This is a genomic window from Nonomuraea sp. NPDC054003, from assembly GCF_055585125.1.
Genome location: NZ_JBVJKR010000018.1, coordinates 151067 through 175697, shown reverse-complemented (window position 1 = coordinate 175697; position 24631 = coordinate 151067). Strand labels below are relative to the sequence as shown.

The window sequence follows — 24631 nt, the reverse complement described above, 5'->3', positions numbered from 1 at the left end:
AACCGGGCGGTGAACTGCTTGCCGTTGTCGGTCAGCAGCTCATCGGGGATGCCGTAGCGGCTCAGAGCGTCGGCCAGGGCCAGGCAGACGGCCCGCCCGGTGGGGCGTGCCACCACGGTGGCGGCGACGCAGTAACGGGAATGGTCGTCGACCCCGGTGACGATCTTGCACTCGGTACCGTCGGCCAGCATGATCCCGCCGACGATGTCCATCTGCCATAACTGCATCGGCTCCGAGCGTTGCCAGCGCGTGTAGTCCTCGCGTCGCCGGCCTCGGGGGGTGACCTGCACCAGCCCGTGGCGCACCAGCACTCGGTGCACCGTCGCTTTCGACGGCACCGGCCCGGGGCAGCCGCGGCGGGTCAGTTCCCAGACCAGCCGGCGGGCTCCCCAGCGGGGATGGTTACGCCGCAGCTCGCAGATCAGCGCCTCCACCGCGGCCGGTGTCCGGGCCGGCGAGGACCGCGGGCGCGAGGAGCGGTCCGACAGCCCGGCCAGCCCCTGATCGCGGTATCGGCCCAGCCATCGATGAACGGCCTGACGGGAGACTCCGAATCGGCGGGCGACCTCGGTGACACTCGCCCCTGACAGCACCTGCAGCACGGCTTGATACCGCTGCTCGACCACGCTCAACTCCACCAGCACTCAGCGAAGTGTCACGCATGTCCTGAGCACGATGTGTCACGAACGTCATGAGACCCGACACAGCTACGGGCAGCCCAGAAAGCAACTTATCTGCACGTCATCAAGGGCAGCCCGTCTGCGGCGGCCTGCCGCGCGTGAGGCGGTCGCTGGCCGCGCTGCGGCTCTCCGGCCGGTCCTCGGCCAGCACCGCCAACGCGCGCGACCATCGTGATCGGAAGCTAAGGAGCGACGCGAGGATTCGCATGCTGCTCTTGGCAGATTGACTGGTACAAGCTAGACCTAGGTACGTGCGCTTCATCATCTAGGGTATGACGCGTGCCGTAAGCTGGTATGTGTATTGGTACTTCTAACTACAGCGTCTACCCATGACATAAAATACGTAGCCCGGAAAAGTGCGAATAGGATCGCCAGGAACTTCTTGTTGCTTATAGATGGGCCTGAAGGCTTTGTTATGGCTGACCCAATGGTGAGAGAGTAGCAAGTGGACGGCGGCCGGTGGCGAGAGAGTAAAATTCTCATAATCGTCTCAGTGCTAACTCTAGTAGCCGCAGTTCCCGCTATTCTTGCAGCGGCTAAGGTAAATAGTCCGTGGATTCTTGGCGGAGCCGCGGCCGGCGCGGCGATAGTTCTTGTACTTGCGGGCATTTGGCAGGACCGCTATAAAAGGGTTGTCTCCTTTAGAGACGACGTGGCTCAAAAGCTCAGAGACGAATGTCTGACTCTTAGGAGCGGGGTCCCTCCTAAGGTGCGGAAGCTTACTGATCCAATCGCACTTGGAATCCACCCGTCCATCCCGCTTCAAAATCGCGGGAGGCGCAAAGCGCACGTACCTCCTTACATAGCTCGAGATATTGACTCGGAGCTGCGCGCACAACTCGAAGAAGGTGGATTCATTCTGGTCGTGGGAGACTCCACCGCAGGTAAGTCGCGTGCTGCATTTGAGGCCATGCGCCATATGCTTCGCAACCATACCTTGATCGCACCGCGTGGGGTAGACGGCCTGAGTGTCGCCATCACGTACGCTTTACGATGCCGAAAAGCGGTTCTATGGTTGAATGACCTGGAGTTCTACTTGCGTCCTGGCGGGTTATCAAAAACGGATATCGCCCGCCTGCTGAGTGAAACCGGTCCTGCTAGAGTAATCTTGGCAACCATTCGCTCAGCTGAACAAGCGCGTCTTTTGCAAGGAGACCCGCAAACTGATGGCGCAGGTCCACAACCTGAACGCCATATACGAGAGATATTCGAGCAGGCATATCAAATTCGAATTCGGAGGAAGTTCAGCCAAAAGGAGCTAGACTGTGCTCATGCTCTACTTAAAGATCCACGCATCGCGATGGCGCTTCAGCATAGCGCCACATTTGGCGTAGCAGAATATTTGGCGGCGGGTCCTGCTCTCCAATCTGACTATGAAAATGCGTGGGATGTCGGAGTTAATCCAAGAGGCGCCGCACTCGTATCAGCTGCTATTGATTGCAGGAGGGCCGGCTTTCTCGGACCTATTCCACGCGCATTGTTGGATCAGCTACATGAGATGCCTCTAGCCGACGCGGGTGGTCATCGGCTGAGGCCAGAGTCGATTGAAGATGCGTGGGAGTGGGCAACGCGCCCTCGCTACGGGACAGCGGCCCTACTCGCGGGAGAAGAGGCGGTAGATGTATTCGACTACTTAGTCGACTTGAAGCAATATGAAGAGGGCGAGTGGTATGCTTGCGAAGAATTCATCAAGCATGCTCTGACGTACGCAGAGGCGACTGATTCCCTTGCTCTTGGGGAGCATGCCTATTGGGGCGATAAGTTTACTGTTGGAAAGACCGCTTTTCGCCAAGCTCTGATGCTCTGCGAGAGAGCTCAAAATGTACAGGGCCAGGCTAATGCACTCAAAGGGCTAGGTGATATTACCTACGCCGAAGGCGATTATGCGACTGCTGCTGAATTATTTCAACGTGCTTGGGAGCTGTACATCTCGATTGAAGATTTGGACGGCAGAGCGCAGGTGGCGCGAAGTCTTAGTGCTGTAGCCGCCGATGGCGATAGATGGGTTCATACTGCAAACGTATACATGGAAATTGATCGCTTGCTTCGCTCTATGGAAGATGGATTGGGCTGCGCATATGTTTCGAATGGTCTAGCGGACCTGCTCTATCATAGAAACGATTATGGCCCTCACTCTGATCTATATCAGGCGGCGGAACACGTACGTGATGCCCCCATCCCGTGGGGACTCAACACTATTGTGAAGCACTGCAACGCTCGAAAAGGCGAGCTAGTCAGCAGTGTCGATATCAACCATATTGTAGACTTGTATACGCGAATCGCTGACAAGTATGAAAAAATTGGGGATTGGGCCGGCCAAGGTAATGTAATGAAAACTCTCGGTGCCATGGCGGAATTCACATTTGATTGGAGTGTCGCTATCGGCTTCTACGAGAAGGCGTGGAGTCTTTATAGCCAGTCCTTGGAGGGACTTGCAGCTTGCGATGGTGGCGGTATCGGGAGGTCAGCGATCTCTCGTTACTGTGACGAATACGAGCGTATAGCATCAAGCCACTATGAGCAGAAGGGCTTGGATCTCTCGGATTACTCGCACAAATCCGAAGAGCAGCTGGAGTCGGTACGCAATCTTCATCATGCTGTACGTGCGGTTGAACGCGCTCGACATAATCTGCAGAATGCCATCATACGGGTTGAAGTGACGCTAATTGGTGAAGATATCCGAGTGCTAAAAACTAGTGTCAGCGAGCTATATTTGCTCCTGACTGCACAGTCTACTGAGGGTGCTTTGTGTAGGCGTTTGGCTGCGATCATGCATGATATATCTATATCTTCATCCCTGAAGATCTCACTAAAGTCCGCCGCTGCCGAGACTGATGTCAGTGATTGAAGGTCATGCGGTCGGTGGCGACCGCTCATTAGGAGTATGTCGGCAACTCTTCGAAGGATCGTCACCTCCTGGCCTATCGGGTGCATGGCCTGCGGTCGGATCACCGCTCGACGGGTCGCTTGCAGTGGCACCTGCTGCGGCTGGGATGAGAGCGTCCAGATTGGGATTAATCGCCCCGGCTAGAGAGGCCTAGTAATCAGCTTCCGGCAGACGTTCTAGGCGAACCCCTTGGGGCGACCGACAGTGTCAAAGCCGTGACGATCGCTCACTTCGCTTCTCGACGAAGATGGTCGGGGCGATCGACGCCGGGGCCCTCCGTTGTCGGGCACCGGCACCCGGTGCTCTTGGCTGAGGTGACAGCAGCACTGATAGCAACGTCCTCTCAGGCCGACGCATGCGTGGCACTGGACACGCGCGCTTGATCACGTTTTCGATCACCCGATCAGGGTGATTGCTCCGCCTGAAAAGCGGAAGGTCGGCGGTTAGACCCCGCCCCTGACCGCCTCCCACGCCTTCGTGGGAGGCAACCCCCTGGCACCGCCAGGGCGGTCAGGTGGTACTCCGAGTAGAGAGTGCTGCTGGATGGCACAAACGATCATTTTTCCAAAATAGGCCCCACGAGCATCGGGCGGTCGAGCATGTCCGGCCTGAACGGCACCCCCGTGACCTTCGCCGCCAGGGCGAAGCCCCTTGGCACAGCGGTGTCGTAGTTGTCCTCCCAAGCGGCGTCCCACGCGGCCTCGTCCTCCGGCTTGTCCAGCCCCATGCCCAGCTCCCGCATAAAGCCGTTGAGCCGGTCAGGGTCGGAGCCGTAGCGTTCGTGCGGGTGTCGTAGTCGGTAACCGGTGACAACCGTGCCGTCGATCGCGTACTCGAAACTGTGCTCGGCGGCGTAGTCGTGCCGGGTGACCGCCAGCACCTCACAACCCCGCGACAGCTCGGTCACCACCTCGTGGAGCGTGACCATCCAACCGTGGGGCTCGATGGCCACGCACCACTCGCCGGCCTTGAGGACGCCCACGTAGCCGCCGCCATACCCACCGTCTGTCTTGTCGACGAACTCGTAGGCCTTGTCGCTGAGCTCGCCGAAGTCCGACTCATGGCCGGAGCTCTCACCGCGGCTGAAGCGGCGCACCACCTCCGCCGGATCGAGCCCGCGGAAGAAGGCCACGCTGAAGATCACGCCCAGTGCGCCGCCGCCCGAGCTCTCGGACACGTTGAGCCACTGGAACTGGGCCAAGGGGTCGGATGTCGTCATGCGGGACATGGTGGCAGGCCGTACCGACAATCAGCTTCGAGATCGGCGGCCAGTCACGATCCAGCCAAGCCATCAATAATGTGTCCCCCATGCGAGGCCGAAGCGGGAGAAGCCGGAAGGCGGGCGTTGCGAGGCTGCGGCACCATGCGGACTTGGTCGCACCATTCCAGGGTGCGGAGCTGGTGAGTGCGGCGGCGGGTCCCGAGGGAGAACTTGTTGTCGTGTGGGCGTCGCGGGAGAACGCCGAAGCGCTGACCGCTCGGACTGTCGAACCAAGTGGGGCGTCTTTCCCCGATTCACGTACGGCCGCGCCCGTCTCGGTGCATGTCGCCACGTACGGTTCTCACCGGGCGACGATGGTGCCCATCGCCGGGCAGTCACTCGCGCACCTCATTGCCCAGCCGCTGCCGGACGGGGGCGTGCTCTTGGTGGGTGCGCGGTGCCGCTGGCGTAACGGGGCTGCCGAGTGCAACGCCGCCATCTACGATGCCGACGGGCAGCGCCGGCGAGAGGGTGTGCTGGGAGACGGAATTGAAGACGTGCAGACGACGCCTTCCGGTGAGATATGGGTGAGCTACTTCGACGAAGGGGTGTGCGGCAGCCGCGGATGGGGAGAGGCGGACAGCCCTGCACCTATCGGCTCCGCTGGACTGATTCGCTTTCGGTCTGACCTGGACATCGCGTGGCGTTTTCCGTACGACCGAGAGTTCGGTGGGATCTTCGACTGCTACGCGTTGAATGTGGCGGGGGAGGATGCCTGGGCCTACTACTACACCAATTTCCCCATCGTGCGAATCCGAGCTGCGGCGATCGCCGGCTGGTTCACGGAGGTGCGCGGCGCTCAGGCTCTTGTGGTCGCCGATGATCGAGTCGTTTTCGTCGGCGGCTATGGCGGGAACCGGTGCCGGCTGGTCGCTGGGAGCATTCGAGGAGAAGCCTTTTCGGTGGATCGTCCCGCATGGCTGGTGATGCCCAACGGGCGACCGGTGCCCAGGACGGCGACTGTGCTGGGTAGAGGCAGTGAGCTTCATGTCGTCGTGGGGCAGAGCTGGCTGAAGCTGGGTTTCGAAGATCTCGTTACTCGGTGAGCGACGACCGATCGCCGGTGAGCGTCCGTGATTCATATCGCACTGTTCGACAACCCATGCGTTTCGCACGTCAGACCTGTTCCGGCGCTTCCTGCTCAGCCACGTGGTCGTTTGCCGTACGTGGGGCCGCCGGCTCTTCCGGGACGCCGCGGCCTTCGGTGCGGTGCTGGTCGACAAGATGGTCGCGGAGCCTGACGTGGCGGAACTGGTACACGGCGCCGGACTGCCGCAGTACGCCTCGGTCGTAAGCGTCATCGAGGAAGAGCTTCGGCCGCCATGGCAGCCGGCCGCAGAGCGGGAGCCACAAGCGTGCGAAGAGCAGCCAGCCTCCCCACGCCGAGAGGACGAGCCGGGTCAGGGCGGCGAAGGATCCGTACAGCAGGCCGTAGAGGAGGCCCTGCCTCAGGAACGCTGCACTCGGGAAGTCGCCGTACTGATTGCCCACCAGGACGAAGTTCATCAGCAAGACCGCGAATCCGACCATGCCGACGCGGAAAAGCGTCACCCCACGGTCCATGGACAGTAAGTCCCAGGGACTCACCGCGGAATTCCGGTCGTTCGGCCCGCTGAACACGTACACGACCGCGTTCACGAACGCGTACGAGATTCCGACCAGGAAGCCGAGGATGAGACCGGCCGCCACGTAAATGGCTGTGCCTGTGATGTGAAGCCACGGCGCGAAGGCCCACACGAAATTTCTGGCGGAAGAGTTCGAGGGGTCGTCGTCCGCGACGCCCCAGATAAGCCAGGAGGCGAGCGAGAACAGGAGAGCGGCCGAGAGCCCGATGACGAGTTCGACGCCGATCCCGCGCAGAACCCGCGATCGTGCGGGAAGGGGTTGCCGGGAAGGACCCAGGCGCAACCGTTCGGGGTTCCGGCCAGTGCCTCCGCGCCTGGTCCTGGTCTCGTTCAGGAGTCCGGCGGCGAGGCCCGCGACGAGGCCGGTTCCCATTTCCAGCAGTCCTTCACGGAACTGGGCCCCTCCGACCGGCGCCCCAGACAGTTGATTGGCGACGACGTAGCTCAGAACGCCCACGATCCCGCCCACCAGCATGGCCACTAGGCCGGTGACGAGGACGCGAGTCCGGCGGCGGAGGGTGGCGTCGAGTCGCCACCAGGTGAGGTCCTGTGTGTTGAGCCGAGCGAGGTGGTCGGCGAGGTGGCCGAGCCAGTGCCGGGCCTGGTGGTCGGTCCAGGTCGCCCTTCCGGCGCCGGACCGGACGGTGCGGCGTGGGTCGTAGAGGGCGGTGAGGTAAGCGCTGAAGAGGTGTTCTTCGAGCGCGTCCTGGGTGGGAAACCGGCCGCCGTCGAGTAGGTCCGTGGGGTTTTGGTGTGGTGTTTCGTTGTAGATGGTACGGGTGAGCATGACCAGAAGCGGTGTGCTCAGGGCCGCGGCGAGATTCCGGCTGACGACGTCGTCGGGACGGGTGCGTACGTGCGAAAAGACCGACTCCCATTGGGCGGTGCGGGTCTTGCCGCTGACGGCCTGCAGGTAGCGCTGGACATCGTCGAGGGCGAGGTCTTCGAGTTCGATGGCGGCAGCCCTGCTGAGCGCTCTGGTGGCACTGACCGCGGCCGCGTATTCGTCAGGCCGGGTGGTGAGGATCAACGGCCCGTCGAAACGGCTGAGTTCGCTGATGGCCGCACCGTGGTGATGCTGCTGGATCTCGTCGAAGCCGTCCAGCACCGGCAGGATCCGTCCGCTTTCCAGCAGCACTCTGGCCAACGGGGTCCCGGTGGAGTCGACACCTTCCAGAAAGGCGTAGTCGCCGATGAGCCGGTCGGCCAGCCAGTCGTGCAGGCCGGTGCGGCTCGGGTCCCAGCTGCCGAGGCTGAACAACACCGGTACGCGGAGCGAATCGCCAGGGTGGTTGAAACACTCAAGGATCAGCCGGTGGGCGAGTACGGTCTTCCCCGCCCCGGCCCGGCCGATGATGACCAGGCGGCCGGTGGGGACACTCTGGTAGAGGCTGTGAACGCCGGGGAGATCGCCAGTCAGCGGCAGAGGTCTGTCACCGCCGTCGGCCGTGAAGGCTTGGATCTTCTCCCAGTGGTCGACCACGTCATCAGAGGCGGTGCGCCATCGCACCCGCAGCGCCCATGGATCGCCGATGCGCCAGTTGCGTTCCTCTTGTTGGCTGATTTCCTGCACGCGCAGGGCCAGAACACGGGCCGTGGACTCGACCCGTATATCCGTGTCGGTCGCGTCCGGACGTGTCTGGGACTGCGACTGCGACGATCGAACCTGGAGGTACAAGGCCGTCGCTGCGAAGATCGCGGAAGCGATTCCCGCGACATGGTTGCCCGCATCCATTCCGTTGTTGAAGACGGTCAGGCCCACCCATAGCAGAAGTGTGACGATTGCGGCAATGAGGAGCAGGAGCACCCAACGACCTGCAGGCCTGCGCCGATAACCCACGGCAACCCACCCATCCGATTAACCCGTTATTCGCCGGCGAAGCTGATTGCATAGCCGTCTCCCCAATACGGGGTGGCCTGGCTGGATTCATTTTACGCTGGGAACCTTCCTCGCGCGTGTCCAGGCACAATCCTGGTCGTTGACCGAACGTCGCCTGATGAGGATCGGGAAGAGCGACGGATGGCCCCGGTGGTCTGACCCGTGGGATAGTCGCACTCGTCCAAGAACGTGTCGGTGAGCGGAGATAGTGAGTGTCGGACGGTCTCGCGCAGTCCGTGTTGTCCTTCGTGGACGAGGAGTTGATCCTCAACCGAGGGAATGTGAATGCGGCGGCGCGCAGCAATCTGGTGGCGTTCGCCGTCGACGCGGAGGGTTTCGACGTGCGGCCCGTTGAGCGGGCTCTTGTCGCGGTTGGTGAGCGGCTCGGCGCACGGTTCGTCGATGCTGTCGGGCCGGTGACGTTTTATGCCTGGTATGACGAGCAGGCCGGTCAGCTGCGGTGTTCGGTGGCTTCGGTCGAGCCGGATGACCTGCCGTTCGGAGGGCGGTTCCGCTGCGTGGACGATCCCGCTCCTGTGCTTGCCCTGATGGCTGCTGATGTACATCCGGGTGTGGTGCCGTGGGCTGATCTGCGGGAAGTCTCCGCTGAGGAGGCGGCCGGCCCGGATGAGCAGGTCGAGTACTCGTTCCCTGTGTTCGCCGTGAAGCTCACGAGGTAAGAGCTCCTCCTGAAAAGCAAACCCGCAGCCGATCGGGCCTGTCGTGAGCGCTAAGGCAAGTCGTACAACTTGAAATCACGTGCAAGACCCATCGCATCCGACGCTTGAATTTTTGCGGAATTGTTTTCTCCAGTATCACGCAGGCAGGTCGTAGATAGGTTTGCGCGAGCTCGCCTCTACTAGAAAAAAGGATACGCCGACAACCGCTTCCCGGTGCCTCGTGCGCGTTCTTGGTATATGGCACTATCAGTGTCGTGAGGGGCGACACTCCGCAGGAGGAAATTCGCAGACACCATCTTGGGGCGGTGCTGCGGCAGGTGCATCTGGCAGGGGCGATCTCGCGTGCGGCGCTGGCGAACCGGCTGGGGCTGAACCGCAGCACGATCCTGGCGCTGGCCACACAGCTCACGGCTGCGGGTCTGGTGCGCGAGGAGGCTTCGGGTACGACGGGCCGGGTGGGTCGGCCGTCGCTGGTGGTGCGGCCTGAGAGCGGCCGGTGGTATGTGCTGGCCTTCGATGTGGCGGTGGATCGGCTGGTCGCCGCCAGGGTCGGGCTCGGCGGTCTGGTGCTGGAGCGCAGGGAGGCGCCCCGGCGGCGCAGGCATGCCGATCTCGACGAGGTGGTCGGTGTGCTGGCCGGGTTCGGCCGCGAGCTCGTGGACGCGGCGCCCCGGAGCGCGAGGTGCCTCGGGGTCGGCACGTCGTACTGCGGTCTGGTCAGGGCCGCCGACGGGATGGTGCTCCTGGCTCCCAACGTGGGCTGGACCAACCTGGATTTCGGGCCCGCGCTCAGCCATCGGCTGGGGCTGGGGCTGCCCGTGGCTGTCGGCAACGAAGCCCACCTGGGTGCGCTGGCCGAGCTTGAACGCGGAGCGGGCATCGGCCACCAGAATCTGGTCTACCTGCATGGGGATGTCGGGGTGGGTGGTGGCATCATCGTGGGCGGCAGGTTGCTGGGCGGGGACGACGGTTACGGCGCCGAACTCGGGCACATGATCGTTAATCCCTTCGGCGGCACACTCGGCGACATCTACCAGGGTGCGGCACCCCAGGTCCGCGCGAGGGTGGCGGCCAGTGTCCTGCCCGTCTCCCGACGGGTGGGGCTGCGCACCTCGATGCTGCGTTATGACGCCTCATTGGTCGGCGCTGTGGAACTCGCTTTCTCCCGCGTCCTGGCCGGCCCGTTGGACGCACTCGATTCCACAGCACAGTGAGCCCTCGCAGATCTCGCCGAGAGCCTGGCGACGGAACTCTCGGATGCGCCTGACACCTCGTACCTGGTGATCAGTGAGAAGCATCCGGCCGCCTCGCCCAGATTCGCGCAGTTCTGCAAGCTCGATGAGCTGCTGGCCGCCGAGCTCACAGGCGATGCCTATCTGGAACCAGAGTCACGACCCGACACCGCCGGCTGGCGCGCGATCCCCCGCACCGGATGGCAGCTGCCGGACCCTGGCCACGTCGACAACTGGTGGGTGGAGTTCAAACGGCCGGCCCTCCAGGATTACCGCCGAGTCGCGGCCATGGCGGTGGCGGGACTGCGCGAAACCGGGTGAGTGGTCCTACAGCATGTTCCTGATCGGCCGCGGCATGTCCGGAACAGGCTGATCGAGCAGCTCGTCCACCTCCGAGCGGGTCAGCAGGCGGGACTCCAGCAGTGCGGTGAAGCAGCCGTGCCAGTCCCTCCACGCCATGGCGGGCCGGCCCAGGGTGTGCAGGGTCTGGCCGGACCACCAGGAGGCCACGGCGTAGCCGATGCGGTATCCGCCTTCGCGCAGGAGCGTCAGCGCCACCCTGTAGGTGTCGGCCGCCTCCTCCAGGCGCCCGGCGTGCATGTAGGCGCGGGCCAGGGTCGCGCGGGACAGGCCCTCCCCGTACAGGGTGCCGGTCCACACCGCGGTCGCCTCCTTCGCCTGGGCTATGGCGTCATCGAACCGGCCCTGCCGGTAGAATACGTGCGCGCGGTTGTTGAGGATGGCCCCGCGCGCGTAGCCGTCGCCGATCTCCTCGGCGATGGCCAGGGCCCGTGACAGGTGGGTGTGGGCGAGGTCGAGCCGTCCCAGCATGGTGTTGATGATGCCCAGGTTGTTGAAGGATCCGGCTCTCCGGTGCGGCAGGGCGGCCTTTTCCCAGCACACCGCGGCCCGTTCCAGCTGCTCGATCGCCTGCTCGTGGCGCCCCTGGTCGCGGTAGACCCACCCCAGGTAGTTGCCCGCCTGCCCCTGACCGGCCCAGTCGCCGCACCGGGCGGCCACCTCGATCGCGTGCAGGTGGACGTCGGCCAGGTGCGTGACCCAGCCGCGGTAGTTGAACGGCATGTGCAGTCCCAGGGCCAGTCCGAGGGCGACGGGCGGGTCGGCGGACTCGATCGCCTGATGGGTCACGGCGAGGAGGTTGTCCCGCTCCGCCTCGGTCCATTCGCCGGCCTCCCGCGCGTCGGCGAGCGCGACGCCGGGCTGCTCCGCCCCGTAATAGGGATTCTGCACCTGGGGGTGCACGAGCTGTGTGGCGGTGTTGACCGTGGCCAGGTAGTGGTGGAACCCGCGGTGGAGCGCGGCCGCGCGGTCCGTCTCGGACAGCTCGCCGGCGGCCTGTTCTCTGGCGTACAGGCGGATGAGGTCGTGGAAGCGGTACCGGTCGCGGCTCACGGCTTCCAGGAGCCGGGTGCCGTGGAGTTGTCGGAGCGCCGCCTCCGCCCGTGGCTCGGGCCAGCCGGCCAGGGCGGCCGTGGCGGCCGGGGTGTGGGTCGGCGTGTCGAGCAGGCCCAGGAGTGGGAGAACGTACGCGGCGTCGTGGCCGCTGGGCTCCTCGCGGAGGTGCCGGTGGCTGACCGCGATGCTGGCGCGTACCGCCAGGTCGTCGTACTGCAGGGTGTCCAGGCGCCGGGTGGCGTCGGCGAGGCGGCCGGCGAGGTCGGCCAGCCGCCAGTCGGGCCGGGCCGCCAAGCGGGCGGCGGCGACCTGGACGGCCAGGGGGAAGCCGCCGCACAGGCCGGCGATCTCCGCGGCGGCCTCCGGCTCGCGCTGGACGCGGTCGGGACCGGCGATCCTGGAGAGCAGCGTGACGGCATCCCGGTCGGCGAGCCCGGCAAGGTGCAGATGACGAACGTCGCCGACGTCGTTGAGCGTGGTCAGGGCGGCGCGGCTGGTGATGACGGTCCGGCAGCGCGCGCCCGCCGGGACGAGCGGCCGTACCTGGTGGGCGTCGAGCGCGTTGTCGAGGATGACGAGCAGCTCGCCCGCCGCCGTGAGCGACCGGTAGCGGGCGACCGCGCCCTCCACGTCGGCCGGTACGGCGGAGCCGTCCAACCCAAGCGACCGCAACAGGTGGCCCAGGCCGTCGAGCACGGGCAGGGGGTGCAGTCCGGGGGTGGCGCCGTTCAGGTTGACGTAGATGACGCCGTCGCGGAACCGTCCGGACATCGTGTGCGCGACATGAACGGCGAGGGCCGACTTGCCCACGCCGCCGGGCCCGTCGATGACGGCCACGTCCGCGTGCAGCAGCGCCTCACGCAGCCACTTCACCTCCTCCTGCCTGGCGGTGAACGACCGGGTGTCGGCGGGCAGTTCAGCGGGGATGATCATGCTGGACCGCGCCGGTGCGGCGAGGTCGAGTGCGGGGTCCCTGGTGAGGATGGCGCCCTGCAGCCGGCGCAGCCGCGCGCCCGGTTCGAGGCCGAGCTCCTCGACCAGGGCGGTGTGCCCCTCCTGGTAGACCGCGAGCGCTTCGGCCGGCCGGGCCGCCCGGTAGAGCGCCAGCATGAGCTGGGCGCGCGGTCCCTCCCGCAGCGGGTGGGCCCGCACGTGCGGAGCGAGGTCGGCAACCACCGCGTGATGGTCGCCCGCGGCCAGCCGCAGATCGATGTGGTCCTCGAAGACGGCCAGGCGTTCCTCTTCCAGCCGCCTCGACTCGGCCTGCGCCCACGGGTCGTCCAGCTCGGCCAGGGCCCGCCCCCGCCACAGGGCCAGCGCCTGCCGGAACCGCCCGTCGGCCGTGCCCGTCTCGCCCCGATCGCGGGCCGTCCGTGCCTGGCCGGCCAGCAGCGTGAAGTGGTGCGCGTCGATCTGCGCGCGGGGCAGGTCCAGCAGGTAGCCGCCGGGCACGGTCACGATGGCGCCGGGGGTGAGCACGTCACGCAGCTTCGACACCACGATGTGGAGCTGCTTGCCGGCCGTGGTGGGCGGGGTCTGCCCCCAGACGTCGGCGACGAGCTGACGCGTGGTGACGGGCCGGCCGGCGTCCAGCGCCAGGCGCGTCAGCACGGCGACGCGGCGGCGGCCCGCCAGTCGTACGGGCTGCCCGTCCACCTTGATCTGCCAGGGCCCTAGGAACCCGATCTCCAGTGTCATCAGGGAAGGAATGTACGAGAGTGCGGTATATCGCCGGTATGTCTCGCGACGGTCCGGCGGCTTTCCTCAGAGATAGGGTGCCCGGCCGGCGCCGACCCTGTTGCCGCCCCTGCCGGTCCAGACGGTCGGCGTCCGGGTGGCGGCCGAGAAGACGTCGCCCACGCCGTCAGAGTCGAGGTCCGGCGTGGCCGGTCCGGTCATCGCGGCGTAGTGCGAGCGCAGTTCCGCTGCCGAGAGTTCGCGGTCGTAGAGCGCGACCTTTCCGATCGCCCCCTTGAAGGAGGACCCTCCGTCGCGGGTGCCGACCCGGACGGGCGCCGGACCCGGCTTGGGCCTGATGACGACCTCGTCGTCCGTGCCGGGGCGATAGACCAGGTTGTCCGTGCCCGCCAGCGCGCCGTCGCGGTAGATCCGGACCTTGCCGTACGCGCCCTCCGAGGTGTCGAACGTGACGGCGTAGTGGATCCACTCGTTGACCTTGACCGGCTGCTGGACGAACGCCCCGGCGCCGAAGCCGCCGTCGAGGTTCCACGCGTAGCCGGAGATGCGGTTGGGCCGGTTCTCCTTGTTCACCTTCGAGTACATGCGACCCGCCCACTCGCGATCGCCGCCGCTGCCCGACTTCGTGCCCTTGCCCATGAAGTGGACGTAGCCGGTCTGGTTTCCGTCGGCGAACTGGAGAGTGTGCGGCCTGATCCACGCCTCCATGGTGAACGCGCCCGTGGTGGAGATGTGGAACTGCTTGGCGGTGGGAATCTCGAAATATCCTGACGAGCCGTCGAAGACGGCGGCGCCGTCCTGGTTGGGCAGGCGGACCGTGCTGGTGACGCCGTGGAAGGTCCCCTTGTGGCCGTTGCCGGTGCGGTCGCTCTCCGTACCGTCTGAGGGGTGCGACAGTCGCCAGTAGGCGACCGGGCGGTGCGAGAGCACCAGCGCGTCGTAGGCGCTCAGGCCGGGGGAGCCCGCCGTGGCCGGATGCGGAAGGCACACCGTCGAGACGCCCAGGGCCGCCGCGGCCAGAATGGTCCGGGTCGTAGGTCTTTGCGCGGCGGCGGAGTAGGAAACGGCGGCATGGCCTCTATCAGGCCTGGCAGATGGTGAAAAACGATCACGGCGGTACATGCTCCCGGCATACCCGTCCCTCGTGCCGTTACGAATCACCCCACGTGAGTACGCTCGTCGAGTCTGCCGAGGTGCAGGTGCCGGGCGTTGTTCAGGGTGGCCAGCGGATCCCGGCTGGTGATCAGGACGCGACAGCCCCGCCCGGCCGGGATGAGCGGGCGGACCTGGCGTACGTCGTGCGCGTTGTCGAGGATGACCAGCAGGTCGCCCGCGGCGGTGAGCGAGCGGTAGCGGGCGGCGGCCTCCTCGGTGCCGGCGGGTACGGCGGCGCCGTCCAGACCCAGGGAACGCAGCAGGCGGCGGAGCGCCTCGATCGGGGCCAGGGGGGCGAGCCCGGCAGTGGAACCACGCAGGTCGACGTAGATGACGCCATCGGTGAAGCGCTCGGCGACGATATGAGCGACATGTACGGCGAGCGCCGACTTGCCGATGCCGCCGGGCCCGTCGATCACGATGACCGCGGCGTCGCTCGCCAGGTCGGCGCGCAGTCGCTCCACTTCGGCCGTCCGCGCCGTGAACTCCTGGATGTCGGCAGGGAGCCCCGCCGGAGCGGTCGGCGTGATCTGCCGCACCTCAGGCAGGTCAAGCACGGGATCCTTGACGAGGATGGCCTGGTGCAGCCGGCGTGCTTCGGCGCCGGGCTCGACGCCCAGCTCACCGACCATGACGCGACGCAGGCGCTGGTAGACGTCGAGCGCCTCGGGTGCCCGCCCGTCACGGTACAGGGCGAGCATGAGCTGGGCGGCGGGACGCTCCCGAAGAGGGTGCGCCCGGACGTGCCCGGCGAGGTCGCCGGCCAGGGCTCGGTGGTCACCCGCGGCCAGGCGCAGCTCGGCATGGTCCTCCAGCACGGTCAGCCGCTCCGCCTCCAGCCGCTCCGCCTCGATCCCCGCCCAGGGAGCGTCCACCTCGGCCAGCGCCGGCCCCCGCCACAGCTCCAACGCGCCGCGGAACAACGCGTCGGCGGTCTCCGCACGGGCGGCGCGGGCCTGCATGGACAGGCGGGCGAAGGCGTGGACGTCCACCTGATCCCGCTCGACCGCGAGCCGGTAGCCACCGGGGACGGTCTCGATGGCCTCCGCGCCGCCGTGGGCGGCGAACGCCTCGCGCAGCTTCGAGACCACGATGTGCAACTGCTTGGCGGCGGTGGCGGCGGTGCTGCTCGCCCACACGTCGGAGAGAAGCAGCTCGGCGGGTACGGCCTGTCCCGCGTTCAGGGCGAGCCGGACCAGCACGCCGATCCGTCGCTCTCCGACGATCTTGACCGTGTCGCCGTCGGCCTCGACCTCCAGCGGGCCGAGCAACCTGATCTCCAGCCTCAAGCGAAGCTCCCGTCGTCAGCGGAGATCCGGAATTCTAACGATCCGGCGGATTTTCTCGCTGGCGGGTTTCAGCAACCGCTCACCCCACGTACGGCGGGGTGCGCTTGAGCTCCATGCGGGCGATGGTGCGGCGGTGGACGGCGTCGGGGCCGTCGACGATGCGCAGAGCCCTGGCCCAGGCGTAGAAGTACGCCAGAGGGGTGTCGTCGGAGATGCCCGCGCCGCCGAACAGCTCGATGGCGCGGTCGATGACGGCGCAGGCCATGGCGGGGGCGGCGACCTTGATGGCGGCGATCTCCTTGCGGGCGCCCTTGGCGCCGTGCTGGTCGATCTTCCAGGCGGCGTCGTAGACGAGCAGCCGGGCCTGGTCGATGTCGATGCGGGACTGGGCGATGGCGTCCTGCACGTTGGCGTGGTCGGCGAGGTGCTTGCCGAACGCGACCCGGCTCTTGGCCCGGTCGGCCATGAGGGCGAGGGCCCGCTCGGCCATGCCGATGGCGCGCATGGCGTGGTGGATGCGGCCCGGCCCCAGACGGGCCTGGGAGATCATGAAGCCGTCGCCCTCGCCCGAGAGCAGGTTGGCCGCCGGGACGCGGACGTCGCGGAAGACGATCTCGGAGTGGCCGTGCTGGTCCTGGTAGCCGAAGAGCGGCAGGTGCCGTTCGATGGTGAGGCCGGGGGTGTCGCGGGGGACCAGCACCATCGACTGCTGGCGGTACGTCTCCGCGTCGGGGTCGGTCTTGCCCATCACGATGAAGATCTCGCAGCGGGCGTCGGCCACGCCGGTGATGAACCACTTTCGGCCGTTGATGACGTATTCGTCGCCGTCGCGGACGATCCGGGTCTGGATGTTGGTGGCGTCGGAGCTGGCGACGTCGGGCTCGGTCATCGCGAACGCCGAGCGGATCCGCCCTTCCAGGAGTGGTTCGAGCCACCGCTCACGCTGTTCGGGGGTGGCGAACAGTTCGAGGGTCTCCATGTTGCCGGTGTCGGGCGCCTGGCAGTTGATCGCCTCGGGGGCGAGCACCGGAGACCAGCCGGAGATCTCGGCGACGGCGGCGTACTCCACGTTGGAGAGCCCCGAGAGCTTGGGCAGGAAGAGGTTCCACAGGCCGCGGCGCCGCGCCTCCGCCTTGAGGTCCTCCATCACCGGCGGGTGCTCGTGCGGCCCGTGCTCGGCGAGGTACGCCGCCCACACGGGCTCGGCCGGGAACACGTGGGACCGCATGAAGTCCCACATCTCGTCGCAGGTCCGCTGAGCCTTGGAAGAGAGAGCGAAGTCCATGTCAGTGCTCCTTCAGGTGGTCGAGCCCTTCGGCGCCCAGCCGGAGGACGAGGTCGTCGAGGTCGCCGAAGTCCTGGCCGCCCATCGCGCCGGCCTTGGAGCGCGCGGCGACGCCCTGGACGATGACGGCGAACTTGAAGTGGGCGAACGCCTGGTACCACGTCAGGTCGGCGAGGTCGACGCCCGCCGCGGTGGCGTAGCGGTCGAGCATCTCGGCGCGGGTGGGGAAGCCCGGCAGGTGCGAGACGCCCGGGACCAGGCTGAGGCCGTCGTCGCCGGCTTCACGCCAGTAGAGCATCAGCAGGGCGACGTCGCTCATGGGGTCGCCGAGCGTCGAGAGCTCCCAGTCGAGGACGGCGTTGATCCGCGCCGGGTCGCCGGCGTCGTACACGACGTTGTCGGTGCGGAAGTCGCCGTGGACGATCGTGGCGCGCTGCTGCTGCGGCACGTCGGCGGCCAGGCGCCGGGCCAGCTCTTCCATCTCGGGGACCTCGTGGGTGTGGCTCTTGTCCCACTGGCCGGACCAGCGGCGGACCTGACGCGCCATGAAACCCTCGGGGCGGCCGTAGTCGCCGAGGCCGACCGCGTCGTAGTCGACGGCGTGCAGGGCGGCCAGCGTGTCGGCGAGGGCGAACGACATCGCCCGCCGCTCCTCGGGCGTCTCCGCCCAGCCGTCGGGCGTCCGGTCGCGGACGACGTGTCCGGGGACCTTCTCCATCACGTAGAACTGGACGCCGATCAGGTCGCCCTCGTCGACCAGCACGATGCGGGGCACCGGCACGTCCGTCTCGGCGAGCCCGCGCTGGACCCTGGCCTCCCGGGCCATGTCGTGGGCGCTCGGCAGCAGGTGTCCTGTCGGCGGCCGGCGCAGGACGAGCTCGCCGGCGTCGCTGCGCAGGGTGAAGGTCAGATTGCTCTTCCCGCCGATGATCAGCTCTGCGGTGCAGGAGCGCCAGCGGTCGTCCTCGGTGGCCTCGGCCAGGGCCGGCGCGAGCCGGTCGAGACCGGTCAGGGCGGCGGGGTCGATGCTGCTCATGAGCGCATGATACCGAACGTGCGTTCAGTCGCCAAAGGCGGGGTCCCTCAGTGAGCGAACACCTTTAACCAGCGCAATCGGCGGGCGTGGTGGAGTAGTGTGTTCGGTATGGCTGAACACACACCAGGCGCCGCCATCCGGGCCGCGCGCCTCGCGCGTGGGCTGAGCCTGCGTGCGCTGGCGGCGCGCGTCGGCGTCAGCCCGGCGACGATGAGCGCTCTCGAGACCGGGCGCACCCCGCTGACGGTCGACCGGCTGGGCGAGGTGGCCCAGGTCCTGGACGTTCCGGCGGCGCGGCTGCTGGGCGGTGACCCGGTGCGGGTGCCGGAGCCCGCCGCGGCCGGCCCCGGGGGAGACGACTGGCGGGCCTTCGGGGCGTTGGGGCTCGACCCGGCGCTGGCCGCGGCGCTGCGGGTCTTCGTCGCCCGTGGATACCACGCGGCCACGATGCGCGAGGTGGCCGCCGAGGCCGGGCTGAGCGTGGCCGGCGTCTACCACCACTACACGAGCAAGCAGGACATGCTGGTGCGGCTGCTCGACCTGACCATGGCCGACATCCGGTGGCGGCTGATCGCCGCGCGCGACGAGACAGCCGACGGGGAAGGGGGGGAGCTCGGGCGGTTCGCGCGGATGGTCGAGGCCCTGGCGCTGTTCCACGCGCTCCGCGCCGACCTGGCCTTTCTCGGCGCGAGCGAGATGCGCAGCCTCGCCCCGGCGGAGCGCGCCCGGATCACCGCGCTCCGCGACGAGGTGCAGCACCTCCTCGACGAGCAGGCGCGGAGGGCGGTGGCCGTGGACGGCGGGGCACCGGCGGACGTGCGGACCGCGACCCGCGCCGTCGCGACCATGTGCACCTCGCTGCCGTCGTGGTTCCGCCCCGACGGCCCGCTGTCGGCGGAGCAGGTGGCCCGGCGGTACGCCGACTACGCGGTCGCGCTGCTGCGGGCCGGCTGACCCCGCCGCGCCGCTCAGGCGGTCCCTCCGGCGACCAGCAGACCGCCGTCGAGGGTGAGGATCTGGCCGGTCACCCAGGCGGCGTCGTCGGACACCAGGTACGCGACGGCGCCGGCGACGTCCTCGGGGGCGCCGAGCCGCTTCATCGGGTACCGCGCGACGGTCTCCGCCTCCTTGCCCTCGTACAGGGCACGGGAGAACCGTGTCTTGATCACCGCCGGTGAGACGGCGTTGACGCGTACGTCCGGACCGAGCTCGGCGGCGAGGGTCCGGGTGAGGTGGGAGACGGCGGCCTTGGAGATGCCGTACATCCCGATCCCCTCCGACGGCACGTCCCCGGTCACCGAGGTCACGTTGACCACGCAGCCCACGCCGTGGGGGACGGCCTCCTGGGTCCAGGCGAGGGTGCCGAGGACGTTGACCTCCATGATCTTGCGGGCGACGTCCAGGTCGAGGTCCGTGAGCGGACCGTACGCCGGGTTGATGCCCGCGTTGTTGACCAGGACGTCGAGCCGGCCCCACTCGGCCAGCACGCGCGAGAACACCTCGGACCGGTGCTCCGGGTCGTCGGCCCGGCCGGCCACGGGCAGCACCGAGCCTTCCGGGAAGGACGCCGCCGCCTCCTCCAGCGGCTCCGGCTTCCGGGCCGTGACGCACACCCGGGCGCCCTCGGCGACGAGCCGTTCGGCGATGGCCAGGCCGATCCCCCGGCTGGCCCCGGTCACGATCGCGACGCGCCCCGCCAGGCGCGGAGACCCGGTCACTGGCCGGCCCCCGGCCCGTCGCCGTCCCGCAGGACGTTGCGCCGGATCTTCCCCGTCTGCGTCTTGGGCAGGTCGGGTACGAGGTGGATCTCGCGCGGGCACTTGTAGGCCGCCAGCCGCCCCCGGGTGAAAGCGATCAGCTCCTTCTCCTCGGCCGACTCTCCGGCCTTGAGTGACACGTAGGCCACGACGGTCTCCCCTCGATAGTCATCCGGCCGTCCGACGACCGCCACCTCGTGCACCGCCGGGTGGGCGTAGAGCGCGTCCTCGACCTCGCGCGGCCAGACCTTGTAGCCGGAGGTGTTGATCTGGTCCTTGAGCCGGTCGACCAGGTAGACCCAGCCCGCCGCGTCCATGATCGCCCCGTCGCCGGTGTGCAGCCATCCGCCGGGCATCGTCGAGGCGGTCGCCTCGGGCTTGCGCCAGTAGCCGGGCACCACCTGCGGCCCGCGCAGCGCCAGCTCGCCCTGCTCGCCCGGTCCGACCGGCTCGTCGGCGGCGTTCACGACCCGCGCGTCCAGGCCGGGCAGCGGCACGCCGATGGAGAGCGTCCCGCTCGCCTCGTCCACCGGCGCCTCCACGCCCAGCGGCACGGCGATCACCCCCGAGGACGTCTCGGTCATCCCGTAGACGTTGTGGATGTAGACGCCGAACCGCTCCCGGAACCGCTCGATGGTCGACGGCGGGATCGGGGCGCCGCCGCTGTAGACCGACCTCATCGACGCGAAATGCTCCCGCGAGGCGTGCGGCAGTTGGTAGATCGCGTTGAACGCGGTGATCGACCCGATGGTGAAGGTCACCTGGTGCTCGACGAAGGCGTCGATCGCCACCTCGGGACGGAACCGGCCGGTCAGGACGAGCACGGCGTCATGCATCATCGCGATGACCGCGTTGATGACCGAGCCGGTGATGTGGAACAGCGGCGCCATCGCGTACACCGCGTCGCCGGGCCGGAGGCCGACCCACGTGGCGAAGCCGGCGGCGACGGAGAGCACGTTGCCGTGCGTGTTCATCGCGCCCTTGGGCGGCCCGGTCGTGCCGGAGGTGTACGTCAGAAGCGCGACGTCGTCCGGTGTCAGCTCCGGCGACTCCACGACGTCGCCCCGGAACCGCTCGATCAGCTCCTCCAGGTCACCGTGCGAGGCGGGCGCCTTCCGTTCGGTTTCACCGAACACCCGAGGGTCGTCGCGGGTCTGGAAGGCGAGGGGAGAGGTGCTCACCGTCCAGCGCACCGAGCTGCCGGACAGGGTCTCGGAGACCTGCGGCACGTCGGCGTCGGCGCAGACGACCCCGACCGCGCCGGAGTCGTCGATCAGCCGCCGCAGCTCCTGGCCGCGGTACATCGGGTTGAGCACCAGCGCCGTCGCCCCGAGCTTCCACAGGGCGAGGAACGAGAGGGCGAACTGCGGGATGTTCTGCAAGTAGATCCCCACCCGGTCGCCGTGCCGGGTGCCGAGGGAGCGGTACGCGGCCGCGAGGGCGTCACTGGCCTCGTCGGCCTCCCGGACGGTCATGGCGCCGTCGAAGTACGCGAGCGCGCGGGCGTCCGGCTCCCGTCGCACCCGCTCGCGCCACGCCTCGGCGAGCGAGGTGTGGCCGACGGGCCGGGCGTCCGTCACCGCCTGTGGGTAGAGCGCCGTCCAGCGTCTCTCGTTCATCCCGCTACCTCCCCGGTCTGCGATGGAGACTGAGTGATCGTTCGGTCGGTGTTAGGTATACAGGGCGGCCCGGTGCGTACCGGGACCGGCCCCCCGGAGAGAGCTAGGCGGACGGGCGGAGCAGCCGCACGATGTGGGCCACCCGCTTCTCCTGGAACGCCTGCGCCCAGGCCCGCTGTCCCATGCCGGCCACGATGGTCGCGTCGTGCTCAAGAGGGAAGTAGCACATCCCGATCAGGCTCAGGAAGAGCTGCTCGGGGGCTTCGTCCGCCTCCACCACGCCGGCCTGGGCCATGATCCTGATCATCCGGTCGGCGAATCGCTGGGAGTGCCGCGGCTGCCCCTCGCGCCGGCCGACGCGTTCGAGCGCGTCGCGCGTGAGCAGAGAGACGAAGGTCGGGTTGTCGAGCAGGAAGTCGACATAGCCGCCGATCAGCCGGCGCAGCGCCGCCTCCCCGTCGCCGGGTGACGCCTCCAGGAGCTGCTCGGCTTCGGTCGCCACCAACTCGAGCGCCGCGTCGCGCCGTTCGAAGACCCGTTGCAGCACCTCGTGGTAGAGGTCCTCCTTGGAGCCGAAGAAGTAGCCCGGCAGCCCGACCGAGACATAGGCCCGTTCGGCGATCGCCGCCAGCGAGGCGCCCTGGAAGCCTAAGTCGGCGAAGAGCTGCTCCGCGGCGTCGAGGATCGCGATCCGTGACCGCTCGGCGTCGCGGACCTTCCGGGCACGCTTCGCAGGTGGCCCCGCCACCGGCGTCTGCCGTGTCGTCTTCATCCCTGTCCTCGTGGTCGTGTGCTTCCCCGTGAGGTGCCCGTCGCGCCCTCGGCGGTTACGGGGGACCTTGTGTCGCCCAGCCTAAGGCTCACGAGCGTCGCCGGGCTTGTTTCGGGCGAAAACTATTTGCGCATACAGTTAGTACTACCGCAATCGGAATTTCTCGGCTAGTGTCCAGCGCACAGACGCGGAGGCGAGCCCCCCCAAACGTTTTTCGCTGCTATTTGATCGTTCAGTTCCACTACGGGCTGGTTGAGTGTTCAGTTCCAGGACGACGGTCGTCTCACCCGAGCAGATGCCTGCACGGCCCCCTGAGGAGGATCGAGTTGTTCACCATTGAGCCGCTGGTCGTGGCTTACGGTCCGCACCGAGAGAAGAGTCGCTTCACCTACATGCACAACGCGGGTGTCGCGATCGACGTCCCCTACGTCGCCTGGCTGATCCGCAAGCCCGGTTTCGCCGCCCTCATCGACGTCGGCTGCAGCGCGGACGACTACAACCAGCACATCCGCCCGGTCGACAGGGAACTCGTCCACGTCGGCCAGGTCTTCGCCGACGTCGTCGACGTCAAGCCGATCGAGTCCCACCTGCGCGAGCGCGGGATGAAGGCCTCCGACATCGACGTCACGGTCCTGACGCACCTGGACTGGGACCACTGCATGACCATGGATCCGTTCGGCGACAGTGAGATCTTCGTCCAGCGCGCCGAGTGGGACAACACCCCTTCTCACGAGATGTTCGCGACGTCGTTCGCCCCGGCCGAGCACTACCAGCGCATCGAGGACATGGGCCTGACCAAGCTCGACGGCGACCACCAGATCGCCGAGGGCTTCGACCTCATCCTCACCCCTGGCCACACCCAAGGCGGCCAGTCGGCGATCGTCAAGACCTCCGAAGGCACCTACGTCATCGCCGGGATGTGCGTGCTCAAGGAGAACTTCTACCCCTCGGAAGAGGAGTCGGAGCACTTCAAGGTGATCCCCCCCGGCGGACACACCGACCTGTTCGAGGCCTACGACCAGATGGTCCGCATCAAGGAGATCGGCGGCGACAACGTGCTGCCGCTCCACATGAGCGAGGCGTTCGACATGGGTCGCATCGGGACCCTTCCCGAGTGATCCGCCTTTAGCCACCCATCGGGAGCCGTGGAGCGGCTCCCGGATCAAGGAGATCCGATGAGGAAGAAGATCCTCGCGTTGCTGGCCGGTTCGGCCCTCCTCGCCTCGTCTGCCTGCGGTCTGGGCAGCTCCGGGGCCGGCGGCGGTGACGACACTATCACGATCGGGACCCTGTTCTCCGTCTCGGGGGCTGGCGCGAAGCTGGGCGACAAGATGCGCAAGGGTGCCGAGCTGGCCGTGGAGCAGGTCAACAGCCAGGGCGGCATCGACGGCAAGAAGATCAAGTGGGTCTTCTACGACCCCGCCGGCGACACCTCCACCGCCGTGCAGCAGACCAACCGCATGCTCGACAGCGACGGCGTGGAACTCGTCGTCGGCGGCGGCGGCTCGTCGGGCATCGCGCTGGCGATGGACCCCATCACCAGCGGCAAGGGCATCACCTTCATCGCCACCGAGGGAGCCCGTCAGATCGTGGAGCCGGCGGCGGACCACCGGCTGACCTTCAAGACCACGTTCAACGACACGGTGATGATCGAGAAGCTGATCGAGTACTGGAAGGCGAAGGACGTGACCAGGGTCGCGTTCATGCCGGACACCTCCAGCTTCGGGCAGTCGGCCCAGGAGGAGCTCGAGCGGCTCGCCCCCGAGGCCGGCATCAAGGTGTTCACCGCGGCCTTCGACCCGGCCGCCAACGACCTCACCCCCCAGGTCAAGCGGCTCGCCGGCAACGACCCGCAGGCCTACCTGGCCTGGACCATCCAGCCCTCCGGCGTGACGTTCCTCAAGAACGTGCGCAGCGTGCTCGCCGACCGTGACGTCATGGTGATGCACGGCTTCGGCTTCGTCGACGACCGCTACATGCAGCAGGCCGGCGCGGCGGCCGAGGGCACGATCCTGGTCTCGCCGAAGCTGCCGATCTGGGACAAGACCGAGGACAGCGACCAGCAGAAGGCGGCGATGGAGGACTTCGCCACCAGCTACGCCGAGAAGTACGCCGGGGAGCAGCCGAACGTCTACGCGGGCCAGGCCTACGACGCGATGATGGTGGCGGTCGAGGCGCTGCGCGCGACCGGCGGCGACCCCGACGGCGAGAAGGTCGCCAAGGCGATCGAGGGCCTCGGGTCCCACGTGGGCGTGACCGGCGTCTTCAAGTTCACCCCGGACGACCACAGCGGGCTGACCGCCGACGACGTCGCCGTCGTCCAGTGGGACGGTTCGCGATTCGTCCCGGCGGAGTGAGCC

The 24631-nt window shown here is 67.4% G+C and carries 18 protein-coding genes and 1 pseudogene; 8 read left to right on the top strand and 11 right to left on the bottom strand.

The genetic code is table 11. From position 1 onward, the window contains the following. Positions 1-632, bottom strand: a 632-nt coding sequence (locus ACZ6YG_RS37535) for a helix-turn-helix domain-containing protein (protein ID WP_466020597.1), incomplete at its 3' end; no start/stop codon positions are given. A 913-nt stretch (positions 633-1545) separates the two neighbouring features. On the opposite strand from ACZ6YG_RS37535, the gene ACZ6YG_RS37530 reads away from it, so the two are divergent. Continuing rightward, on the top strand, positions 1546-3528 hold the full coding sequence (locus ACZ6YG_RS37530; RefSeq protein ID WP_466020596.1) for a hypothetical protein: 1983 nt from the start codon (positions 1546-1548) through the stop codon (positions 3526-3528). A gap of 595 nt (positions 3529-4123) precedes the next feature. Here the strand turns inward: ACZ6YG_RS37530 and ACZ6YG_RS37525 are convergent. Beyond that, on the bottom strand, positions 4124-4786 hold the full coding sequence (locus tag ACZ6YG_RS37525; RefSeq protein ID WP_466020595.1) for a DUF6461 domain-containing protein: 663 nt from the start codon (positions 4784-4786) through the stop codon (positions 4124-4126). Between the two features lie 152 nt (positions 4787-4938). Between ACZ6YG_RS37525 and ACZ6YG_RS37520 the strand changes: the two genes are divergently transcribed. Next, a complete protein-coding gene (locus ACZ6YG_RS37520; RefSeq protein WP_148036150.1) occupies positions 4939-5874 on the top strand; it encodes a hypothetical protein in 936 nt (311 codons plus the stop codon). A 70-nt stretch (positions 5875-5944) separates the two neighbouring features. On the opposite strand, the gene ACZ6YG_RS37515 is transcribed toward ACZ6YG_RS37520, so the two are convergent. Then, a complete protein-coding gene (locus tag ACZ6YG_RS37515; protein ID WP_466020594.1) occupies positions 5945-8260 on the bottom strand; it encodes an NACHT domain-containing protein in 2316 nt (771 codons plus the stop codon). 320 nt (positions 8261-8580) lie between these two features. Here ACZ6YG_RS37515 and ACZ6YG_RS37510 point away from each other — a divergent pair, with 320 nt between their 5' ends. The 3 genes and pseudogenes from ACZ6YG_RS37510 to ACZ6YG_RS37500 form a co-directional block, all read left to right on the top strand. Beyond that, positions 8581-9012: a hypothetical protein gene (locus ACZ6YG_RS37510; RefSeq protein ID WP_466020593.1), complete on the top strand. Its 432-nt coding sequence runs from the start codon at positions 8581-8583 to the stop codon at positions 9010-9012. A gap of 305 nt (positions 9013-9317) precedes the next feature. Beyond that, positions 9318-10226, top strand: a complete 909-nt coding sequence (locus ACZ6YG_RS37505) for an ROK family transcriptional regulator (RefSeq protein WP_466020592.1) — start codon at positions 9318-9320, stop codon at positions 10224-10226. A gap of 21 nt (positions 10227-10247) precedes the next feature. Then, positions 10248-10565 (top strand): annotated as a pseudogene (locus tag ACZ6YG_RS37500) (TY-Chap domain-containing protein); the annotation flags it as partial. A gap of 6 nt (positions 10566-10571) precedes the next feature. Here the strand turns inward: ACZ6YG_RS37500 and ACZ6YG_RS37495 are convergent. The 5 genes from ACZ6YG_RS37495 to ACZ6YG_RS37475 all read right to left on the bottom strand — a co-directional run bounded on the left by ACZ6YG_RS37495 (position 10572) and on the right by ACZ6YG_RS37475 (position 18123). Further along, positions 10572-13358, bottom strand: a complete 2787-nt coding sequence (locus tag ACZ6YG_RS37495; RefSeq protein WP_466020591.1) for an AfsR/SARP family transcriptional regulator — start codon at positions 13356-13358, stop codon at positions 10572-10574. A 66-nt stretch (positions 13359-13424) separates the two neighbouring features. After that, positions 13425-14348, bottom strand: a complete 924-nt coding sequence (locus ACZ6YG_RS37490) for a LamG domain-containing protein (protein ID WP_466020590.1) — start codon at positions 14346-14348, stop codon at positions 13425-13427. Positions 14349-14515: 167 nt separating this feature from the next. After that, positions 14516-15802 carry an AfsR/SARP family transcriptional regulator gene (locus tag ACZ6YG_RS37485; protein WP_466020589.1) on the bottom strand — a complete coding sequence of 429 codons (1287 nt, stop codon included), beginning with the start codon at positions 15800-15802 and terminating at the stop codon, positions 14516-14518. Positions 15803-15881: 79 nt separating this feature from the next. Next, positions 15882-17087 (bottom strand): acyl-CoA dehydrogenase family protein, encoded by a 1206-nt coding sequence (locus ACZ6YG_RS37480; protein WP_148036157.1) that lies wholly within the window; start codon positions 17085-17087, stop codon positions 15882-15884. A 1-nt stretch (position 17088) separates the two neighbouring features. After that, entirely contained in the window at positions 17089-18123 is a 1035-nt protein-coding gene (locus ACZ6YG_RS37475) for a phosphotransferase family protein (RefSeq protein ID WP_271276641.1), read from the bottom strand. A 108-nt stretch (positions 18124-18231) separates the two neighbouring features. Here ACZ6YG_RS37475 and ACZ6YG_RS37470 point away from each other — a divergent pair, with 108 nt between their 5' ends. Beyond that, a complete protein-coding gene (locus tag ACZ6YG_RS37470; RefSeq protein ID WP_364231898.1) occupies positions 18232-19077 on the top strand; it encodes a TetR-type transcription factor C-terminal domain-containing protein in 846 nt (281 codons plus the stop codon). Between the two features lie 14 nt (positions 19078-19091). Here the strand turns inward: ACZ6YG_RS37470 and ACZ6YG_RS37465 are convergent, their stop codons facing one another. From ACZ6YG_RS37465 to ACZ6YG_RS37455, 3 genes are all read right to left on the bottom strand, one after another. Continuing rightward, a complete protein-coding gene (locus tag ACZ6YG_RS37465) occupies positions 19092-19841 on the bottom strand; it encodes an SDR family oxidoreductase (protein WP_466020588.1) in 750 nt (249 codons plus the stop codon). Then, positions 19838-21499, bottom strand: coding sequence for a class I adenylate-forming enzyme family protein (locus ACZ6YG_RS37460; protein WP_466020587.1), 1662 nt, complete (start codon positions 21497-21499; stop codon positions 19838-19840). Before ACZ6YG_RS37460 ends, ACZ6YG_RS37465 begins: the two co-directional genes overlap by 4 nt. A 103-nt stretch (positions 21500-21602) precedes the next feature. Next, complete coding sequence (locus tag ACZ6YG_RS37455; RefSeq protein WP_148036161.1) at positions 21603-22271, bottom strand: TetR/AcrR family transcriptional regulator; 669 nt, start codon at positions 22269-22271, stop codon at positions 21603-21605. 326 nt (positions 22272-22597) lie between these two features. Between ACZ6YG_RS37455 and ACZ6YG_RS37450 the strand changes: the two genes are divergently transcribed. Together ACZ6YG_RS37450 and ACZ6YG_RS37445 are read left to right on the top strand one after the other, a co-directional pair. Beyond that, complete coding sequence (locus ACZ6YG_RS37450; protein ID WP_466020586.1) at positions 22598-23389, top strand: MBL fold metallo-hydrolase; 792 nt, start codon at positions 22598-22600, stop codon at positions 23387-23389. A gap of 57 nt (positions 23390-23446) precedes the next feature. Next, entirely contained in the window at positions 23447-24628 is a 1182-nt protein-coding gene (locus ACZ6YG_RS37445) for an ABC transporter substrate-binding protein (protein ID WP_148036163.1), read from the top strand. Positions 24629-24631: the final 3 nt, after the last annotated feature.

Bases quoted from the DNA above. Each gene is read 5' to 3' on its own strand.
- ACZ6YG_RS37525 (WP_466020595.1), bottom strand. From the start codon at position 4,786: ATGACGACATCCGACCCCTTGGCCCAGTTCCAGTGGCTCAACGTGTCC.
- ACZ6YG_RS37445 (WP_148036163.1), top strand. From the start codon at position 23,447: ATGAGGAAGAAGATCCTCGCGTTGCTGGCCGGTTCGGCCCTCCTCGCC.
- ACZ6YG_RS37455 (WP_148036161.1), bottom strand. From the start codon at position 22,271: ATGAAGACGACACGGCAGACGCCGGTGGCGGGGCCACCTGCGAAGCGT.
- ACZ6YG_RS37470 (WP_364231898.1), top strand. From the start codon at position 18,232: ATGGCTGAACACACACCAGGCGCCGCCATCCGGGCCGCGCGCCTCGCG.
- ACZ6YG_RS37480 (WP_148036157.1), bottom strand. From the start codon at position 17,087: ATGGACTTCGCTCTCTCTTCCAAGGCTCAGCGGACCTGCGACGAGATG.
- ACZ6YG_RS37460 (WP_466020587.1), bottom strand. From the start codon at position 21,499: ATGAACGAGAGACGCTGGACGGCGCTCTACCCACAGGCGGTGACGGAC.
- ACZ6YG_RS37475 (WP_271276641.1), bottom strand. From the start codon at position 18,123: ATGAGCAGCATCGACCCCGCCGCCCTGACCGGTCTCGACCGGCTCGCG.
- ACZ6YG_RS37495 (WP_466020591.1), bottom strand. From the start codon at position 13,358: ATGACACTGGAGATCGGGTTCCTAGGGCCCTGGCAGATCAAGGTGGAC.